General features: G+C 69.8%; 6 protein-coding genes. 5 read left to right on the top strand and 1 reads right to left on the bottom strand.

What is annotated here, in order from left to right; translation table 11 throughout:
• Positions 1–288 precede the first annotated feature (288 nt).
• Positions 289–1,233 (bottom strand): HAD family hydrolase, encoded by a 945-nt coding sequence (locus ADL01_RS15310; protein WP_053742540.1) that lies wholly within the window; start codon positions 1,231–1,233, stop codon positions 289–291.
• 147 nt (positions 1,234–1,380) lie between these two features.
• Here ADL01_RS15310 and ADL01_RS15305 point away from each other — a divergent pair, with 147 nt between their 5' ends.
• The 5 genes from ADL01_RS15305 (at position 1,381) to ADL01_RS15285 (ending at position 7,350) form a co-directional block, all read left to right on the top strand.
• The gene (locus ADL01_RS15305) at positions 1,381–1,656 is read left to right on the top strand and encodes a glutaredoxin family protein (protein WP_053742539.1); all 276 of its coding nucleotides are present in this window, start codon (positions 1,381–1,383) and stop codon (positions 1,654–1,656) included.
• Between the two features lie 345 nt (positions 1,657–2,001).
• Positions 2,002–2,832: a redox-sensing transcriptional repressor Rex gene (locus ADL01_RS15300; RefSeq protein WP_053742538.1), complete on the top strand. Its 831-nt coding sequence runs from the start codon at positions 2,002–2,004 to the stop codon at positions 2,830–2,832.
• Positions 2,829–4,649 carry a glutamyl-tRNA reductase gene (locus ADL01_RS15295; protein WP_053742537.1) on the top strand — a complete coding sequence of 607 codons (1,821 nt, stop codon included), beginning with the start codon at positions 2,829–2,831 and terminating at the stop codon, positions 4,647–4,649. The genes ADL01_RS15300 and ADL01_RS15295 overlap by 4 nt, the downstream gene beginning before the upstream one ends.
• Complete coding sequence (gene hemC, locus ADL01_RS15290) at positions 4,646–5,647, top strand: hydroxymethylbilane synthase (RefSeq protein ID WP_078960537.1); 1,002 nt, start codon at positions 4,646–4,648, stop codon at positions 5,645–5,647. The genes ADL01_RS15295 and hemC overlap by 4 nt, the downstream gene beginning before the upstream one ends.
• Complete coding sequence (locus ADL01_RS15285) at positions 5,644–7,350, top strand: uroporphyrinogen-III synthase (protein ID WP_078960536.1); 1,707 nt, start codon at positions 5,644–5,646, stop codon at positions 7,348–7,350. The genes hemC and ADL01_RS15285 overlap by 4 nt, the downstream gene beginning before the upstream one ends.
• Positions 7,351–7,356: the final 6 nt, after the last annotated feature.

The raw sequence follows: 7,356 nt of genomic DNA, 5'->3' as shown, positions 1-7,356 counted from the left end.
GGCCTGGGCTGTAGAAACGGCGGAGGCGGGGGGGTGGGAGAGAAGCTGGGGCTGAAGGGGCCTTGTCCTCAAACGCCGGACGGGCTGGGATGGCGGGGCCTGGGCTTGATAGATGCGGCGCTCGAGTGGGCGGGAAACGCGAGCTGGGCTGGAGGTGCCCTGGTGTCGAACGCCGGACGGGCTGGGATGGCTGGGCCTGGGCTTGATAGATCCGGCGCTCGGGTGGGTGGGCGGGAAACTCGGCCTGGGCTGGAGGAGCCTTGTCCTCGAAACCCGGGTGGGGTGGGGTTAGCGGCGGCGGCGGTGTAGGGCGATTGCTGCTGCTGTGCCGCCGGCTACCGCGCCTACGCCCGCTGCGGCCGGGATGCCTACCTTTGCTGCCTTGCGGCCGGTGCGGTAGTCCCGTAGGCGCCAGTCCAGTTGGCGGGCGTGTTTGCGGAGCTTGGTGTCCGGGTTGATCGCGTAGGGGTGGCCCACCAGGGACAGCATCGGGATGTCGTTGTGCGAGTCGCTGTACGCCGCGCAACGGCGGAGGATCAGGCCCTCGGCCGCCGCCAGCGCTCGTACCGCTTCCGCTTTTGCCGGGCCGTGCAGCGGTTCGCCCACCAACTTGCCCGTGTACACGCCGTCGACCGACTCCGCGACCGTGCCCAGGGCGCCCGTCAGGCCCAGGCGGCGGGCGATGACCGTGGCGATCTCCACCGGGGCGGCCGTGACCAGCCACACCTTCTGGCCCGCGTCCAGGTGCGCCTGGGCCAGTGCGCGCGTGCCCGGCCAGATGCGCTCGGCCATGTACTCGTCGTAGATCTCCTCGCCGATCGACATCAGTTCGGAGACCCGGTGGCCCTTGACGATGGACAGGGCCGAGTCCCGCGCGTCCTGCATGTGCTCGGGGTCCTCGATCCCGGCCAGCCTGAACCACGCCTGCTGCCAGGCGAACCGGTAGAGATCGCGGGTCTCGAAGAACTTCCGCTTGTACAGGCCCCGGCCGAAGTGGAAGATCGCGGCGCCCTGCATCACGGTGTTGTCGAGGTCGAAGAAGGCGGCGGCCTTGTCGTCACCGAGGACGGGGAACGCCGGTTCCTCCACGGTGCCGGGCGGAACGGGCGCATGCGTCAGTTCCTCCAGCTCCTGGGAGGTTTTGCGCGCTGCCTCCGCCGAGGCCTCGCCTGCCAACACGCTTCGCGCCGTGGCGGAGCGCCTACGGGGAGTGAGCCATCCGAGAGCGGCCATGGCGTGAGCATAGCCAGTTTGTTCGGTGCTTCCGGAGTCGCGAGGTTTGAAGGTTGTGAACTCTCGGCGGCGGCACAGTTAAACAATCGGGTCTGCCGTTCTCCTGCGGGCCCGATGGCCTCCTGATGGGCGCGAGACAATGGGCGTATGAGTCCCTTGTTCCGGCGCGTCGCCGGTCGTACGCCAGAGTCCCGGCTCGTCACTCTCATCCGGAAGCCTGGTTGTCATTTGTGTGATGACGCACAGGGAGTTGTCGAGAAGGTGTGCGCCGATCTTGGTGTGCCCTGGGAACAGAAGGACATCACTCAGGACGAAGAACTCAACCGTCAGTACTGGGAACAGATCCCTGTCGTGCTCATCGACGGCGCCCAGCACACCTTCTGGCGTGTCAACGAAGAACGTCTTCGCAAAGCCCTCACATAGATTCCTGATCGATTACCGAGCGGTCGAGTTCCGATCAAGTGCCGACTGGGCAGTCCAGGTGGTCCAGAAAGTCGCTTAGGATCGAGCGGGTTCAGATCTCGGGGGCGGGATTCATGAGGAGTGTGTGCGGTTTTGCCCCCGAACGGTGCCTGTGACGGCGAGGGACTGCGGTGCTTGTGTGCAGGTTCCATACGCGCGCGCCGGGGGTGCGTGACCCCGGTCACGTTGGCCGGGCAAATCGGACACCATCTTTGTGCACGCGTTCACAAAGACATAGCCTGCATTCGACGGGGCGGTCCAGGGACGTGTGACCGCCTGCAGCCCCGCGCTACCCGCAGGAGCACCGTGGCAACTGGCCGAACTCACCGACCGGCGACCCGCAGCCGAGGGATTCCCGAGGCCACCGTCGCCAGGCTTCCGCTGTACCTCCGTGCGCTGACCGGACTGTCGGAGCGCTCGGTGCCCACGGTCTCCTCCGAGGAACTGGCGGCCGCCGCGGGAGTCAACTCCGCGAAGCTGCGCAAGGATTTCTCCTACCTGGGTTCCTACGGAACGCGTGGGGTCGGGTACGACGTCGAGTATCTCGTCTATCAGATCTCGCGTGAGCTGGGGCTGACCCAGGACTGGCCGGTAGTGATCGTCGGCATCGGTAATCTCGGCGCCGCCCTCGCGAACTACGGCGGCTTCGCCTCCCGTGGATTCCGGGTGGCCGCTCTCATCGACGCCGATCCCGCCATGGCGGGAAAGCCGGTCGCCGGTATTCCGGTGCAGCACTCCGATGATCTGGAAAGGATCATCGCGGACAACGGTGTGTCCATTGGCGTTATCGCCACCCCCGCCGGTGCCGCGCAGCCCGTGTGCGATCGGCTCGTCGCCGCGGGCGTCACGTCCATTCTGAACTTCGCGCCGACCGTCCTGACCGTTCCGGACGGTGTCGACGTACGCAAGGTCGATCTCTCCATCGAGTTGCAGATCCTCGCTTTCCACGAGCAGCGCAAGGCGGGCGAGGAGGCCGACGCCGCAGCGGCCGCCGCCGACGCCGCCGCGACAGCCGCGGCAGCCGTCGCGGTGGTCTCGGCCAAGGCGCAGGGTCGTAGCGGCAGCGGCAGCGGCAGCGGCAGCAGTGGTGACGGCAATGGGCCTGACGGGGACATTCCCGCCGTGATGCCGGCATGAGTCTCCTCGTCGTCGGGCTGAGCCACCGCAGTGCTCCCGTCAGCGTCCTCGAGCGGGCCGCGCTGTCGCAGGACGCGCAGATCAAGTTGCTTCAGGACACCGTCGCCGCCGAACCCGCCACCGAGGCCGCGCTGCTCGCCACCTGCAACCGCATAGAGCTGTACGCGGACGTGGACAAGTTCCACGCGGGTGTCGCCGAGCTGTCCACCCTGCTCGCCCAGCACAGCGGAGTGGGGCTCGACGAGCTCACTCCCTACCTGTACGTGCACTACGAGGACCGGGCGGTCCACCACCTGTTCTCCGTCGCCTGCGGGCTCGACTCCATGGTCGTCGGCGAGGGGCAGATCCTCGGACAGATCAAGGACTCGCTCGCCCTCGCGCAGGAACTGCACTCGGCCGGCCGGCTGCTGAACGACCTGTTCCAGCAGGGGCTGCGGGTCGGCAAGCGCGCCCACTCCGAGACCGGCATCGACCGGGCGGGACAGTCCCTGGTCACCTTCGGGCTCCAGCAGCTCGCGGGGGGCAGGAGCGCCGGTGGTTCGGTGGAATCCTGGGCCGCGGGCAAGAAAGCCCTGGTCATCGGTGCCGGGTCGATGTCCTCGCTGGCCGCCGCCACCCTCGCGCGGCTCGGGGTCGCCGAGATCGTCGTCGCCAACCGCACACCTGATCGTGCCGAGCGGCTCGCCCAGATCATCAACGAGAACAGCGAGAACAGTCAGTACGAGGGGCGCGAAGGGCGCGAGGGTGGGGTCACTTCTGTGGTCGCCCGCGCCGTTCCGATGGCATCGGTGCCCTTCGAGCTGACACGTGCCGATATAGCCGTTTCCTGTACCGGTGCGACCGGGCTCGTCCTCACCGCCGGCATCGTCGCGGCGGCCGTCGAGGGTCGGGTGCCGGCCGACGAGGCCGGGCTGTCCCCTCGGACGACCGCCCGGGGTGGCGTACGGGCCGTCCTGCCGCCCACCAGTCTCGGTACCGAGGACGGTTGTCCGCTCGACCTGTCCGCGGCGCAGACCGGGCAGACCGCGCAGGCCGGGCAGGCCGTGCAGGAGTCCGCCGGGTTCTCCGTGATGGGCGAGGCCGCCGTCGCCGGGATGGACGCGGCGACGCTCGAACAGCACGCGGCCTGGGTCGACAACGGCACCGTGGACCGGCGGGACACCGCCCGCCGTACGCCGGACGACGACCGTGAACTCATCGCCGCGCTCGCCCTGACCGCGGCCACCCTCGGGCGGATTCCCGAGCGTCGGCGCCCCGAGGTGGTCGTCGGTGTTCCGCGGCCCGCCCCCGTGCTCTCGCTGCTCGACCTCGCGATGCCCCGGGACGTCGACGCCGCCGCGCACCGGCTGGCCGGCGTGCGGCTGGTGGACATCGAGTCGCTGGCCGAGGCCTCGGCGGACGCCCCGATGGCGGCCGACGTCGACCAGGTCCGGCGGATCGTCGCCGACGAGGTCGCGGCGTTCGGGGCCGCCCTGCGGGCCGCGCACATCACGCCCACCGTCGTGGCGCTGCGCGCCATGGCCGCCGATGTCGTCGCCGGTGAGATCGCCCGGCTCGACGGGCGGCTGCCCGGCCTCGACGAGAAGCACCGCGCCGAGATCACACAGACCGTGCGGCGCGTGGTCGACAAACTGCTGCACGCGCCGACCGTACGGGTCAAGCAGCTCGCGGCCGAGCCCGGCGGCGCCGGGTACGCGGACGCGCTGCGCACCCTGTTCGACCTCGACCAGGAGACGGTCGCCTCCGTGTCCCGGGCCGACCAGGACGGGCCGGACACCACCACCGAGACGAACGCCGAGAACCGAGGGCGAGCATGAGTGAGCCAGTACGAGGGCCAGCACAAGGGGCGCTGAGAGCGCTCAGACTTGGGACCCGGCGGAGTCAACTCGCCCTGGCCCAGTCCGGCCAGGTCGCGGACGCCGTGAGACGGCTGACCGGGCGGCCCGTCGAGCTCGTCGAGATCACGACGTACGGCGACGTGTCCCGTGCGGACCTCGCCCAGATCGGCGGCACGGGCGTCTTTGTGACCGCTCTGCGCGAGGCGTTGCTGCGCGGGGAGGTCGACTTCGCGGTGCACTCGCTGAAGGACCTGCCGACCGCGCAGCCCGACGACCTGGTGCTGGCCGCGATACCCGAGCGCGAGGATCCGCGTGACGTCCTAGTGGCCCGCGACGACCTCAAATTCACCGACCTGCCGCGCGGCGCGCGGGTGGGGACGGGGTCGACCCGGCGTACCGCCCAGCTGAACTCGTACGCGCGTGCCCATGGGCTGAGCGTCGAGGTCGTGCCGGTCCGGGGGAACGTCGACACCCGGATCGGGTTCGTGAGACGTGGCGAGCTGGATGCCGTTGTCCTGGCCGCGGCCGGGCTCAACCGCATCGGGCGCGCCGACGAAGTGACCGACTTCCTGTCGGTCGACATGGTTCTGCCTGCCCCTGGCCAAGGGGCCCTGGCGATCGAGTGCAGAGCGGGGAACACCTCCCACGACTCTGACCTCATCGCGGCACTCGGCGCGCTCGACGACCCGGACACCCGGGCCGCCGTGACCGCCGAACGGTCACTGCTCGCCGCCCTGGAGGCCGGTTGCAGCGCCCCTGTGGGCGCGCTGGCCGACCTTCTGGCCGACGGGCAGATTGTCAAGGAGATGCGCCTGCGCGGCGTCGTCGGCACGACCGACGGCTCGACGCTGGTGCAGCTGTCCACCACCGGTCCCGTGCCCGAGACGTACGACCAAGCAATGGCGCTCGGCCGTGAACTCGCAGCCGAGATGCTTGCCAAGGGCGCGGCCGGTCTGATGGGGGAGCGAGCACAGTGAGCCCCACCACCCTTCCCGCCGGTCCGGACCATGGGCACGTCACCTTTCTTGGTGCCGGACCCGGGGATCCGGGACTACTGACTCTGCGCGCCGTCGAGGCGCTGGCGAACGCGGACGTACTGGTCGCCGAGCACGAGGTGCTCGACGTCGTACGCGCGCACGCCAGACAAGGCGTTGCCGAGCTCGACACCGAATTGGACACGCCTATTGGCAGCACGCATCCAGGCACAGGCACGCCTCAACTAACGGTTGTTGACGGCGCGTCAACGACCGCTGGTCTACCCGCTGTGCGGGATGCCGCACATCTTGTCATGGAGGCCGCACGGGGCGGCAGGCGGGTCGTACGTGCGGTGTCCGGGGATCCCGGGCTCGACGCGTACGCCGCCGGGGAGATGCTGGCGTGCGCACGCGCCGGTGTCCCCTTCGAGGTGGTACCGGGCGTCGCGGCCGCCGTGGGCGTGCCCGCGTACGCCGGTGTGCCGCTGCGCGACGCGCAGGGCGCGGACGTCCGGTTCGTGGACGCCCGTACCGCCTCCGACCGCTGCTGGACCGAGGTCGGGGCGTCGGACGGGACCGTTGTCGTCTCGACGACCCTGGATTCGGTGGCCGCGGCCGCCGGTGAGCTGGTCGCGGCCGGGCGCAAGCCCGACACCCCGTTGACCGTGACGATCGCCGGGACCACGACGCGTCAGCGGACCTGGTCGGCGACGCTGGGGACCATCGCCCAGACGTTCAAGCAGGGCAAGGTGCTGCCGTCTCCCGACGGGGGCCGGCCGGTGATAGCCGTGGTCGGCGAGCGGTCCGCCGCCGCCCAGCGCGAGCAGTTGTCGTGGTTCGAGAACAAGCCGCTGTTCGGGTGGCGGGTCCTCGTGCCGCGTACGAAGGAGCAGTCGGCGTCGCTCTCCGAGCAGCTGCGGTCCTACGGGGCCGTGCCGCACGAGGTGCCGACCATCGCCGTCGAGCCGCCTCGGACCCCGCAGCAGATGGAGCGGGCGGTCAAGGGGCTCGTCACCGGGCGGTACGAGTGGATCGCCTTCACCTCGGTGAACGCCGTGAAGGCCGTGCGGGAGAAGTTCGAGGAGTACGGGCTCGATGCCCGTGCCTTCGCCGGGATCAAGGTCGCGGCGGTGGGTGAGCAGACCGCCAAGGCGTTGGTCGCTTTCGGGGTGAAGCCCGATCTGGTGCCCAGTGGGGAGCAGTCCGCTGCCGGGTTGCTGGAGGACTGGCCTCCCTACGATCCGGTTTTCGACCCGATCGATCGTGTGTTCCTGCCTCGTGCCGACATCGCCACGGAGACGCTCGTCGCCGGGCTGATCGAGCTGGGCTGGGAGGTCGACGACGTCACCGCCTACCGGACGGTGCGGGCGTCGCCGCCGCCGCAGGAGACTCGGGAGGCGATCAAGGGGGGTGGCTTCGATGCCGTTCTCTTCACGTCGTCGTCCACTGTGCGGAACCTTGTGGGGATCGCGGGCAAGCCTCATAACGTGACGGTGATCGCGTGTATTGGGCCGGCTACGGCGAAGACCGCGGAGGAGCATGGGCTGCGGGTCGATGTGATGGCTCCGGAGCCTTCCGTGCACAAGTTGGCGGAGGCGTTGGCGGACTTCGGGTTGCGGCGGAGGGCTTCTGCTGTGGAGTCGGGGGATCCGGTTACTCGGCCTAGTGAGCGGCGGCCGGGGGCTCGGCGGAGGCGGACCACTTAGGGGTGG

It is taken from the genome of Streptomyces sp. NRRL WC-3618 (assembly GCF_001280005.1).
Lineage (GTDB): Bacteria > Actinomycetota > Actinomycetes > Streptomycetales > Streptomycetaceae > Streptomyces.
Note: the sequence above shows the minus strand (reverse complement) of the source record. Positions and strands in the feature narration are given on the sequence as shown.

Coding starts and splice junctions, on each gene's coding strand:
- ADL01_RS15295 (WP_053742537.1), top strand. CDS start 2,829: ATGAGTCTCCTCGTCGTCGGGCTGAGCCACCGCAGTGCTCCCGTCAGC.
- ADL01_RS15310 (WP_053742540.1), bottom strand. CDS start 1,233: ATGGCCGCTCTCGGATGGCTCACTCCCCGTAGGCGCTCCGCCACGGCG.
- hemC (WP_078960537.1), top strand. CDS start 4,646: ATGAGTGAGCCAGTACGAGGGCCAGCACAAGGGGCGCTGAGAGCGCTC.
- ADL01_RS15305 (WP_053742539.1), top strand. CDS start 1,381: ATGAGTCCCTTGTTCCGGCGCGTCGCCGGTCGTACGCCAGAGTCCCGG.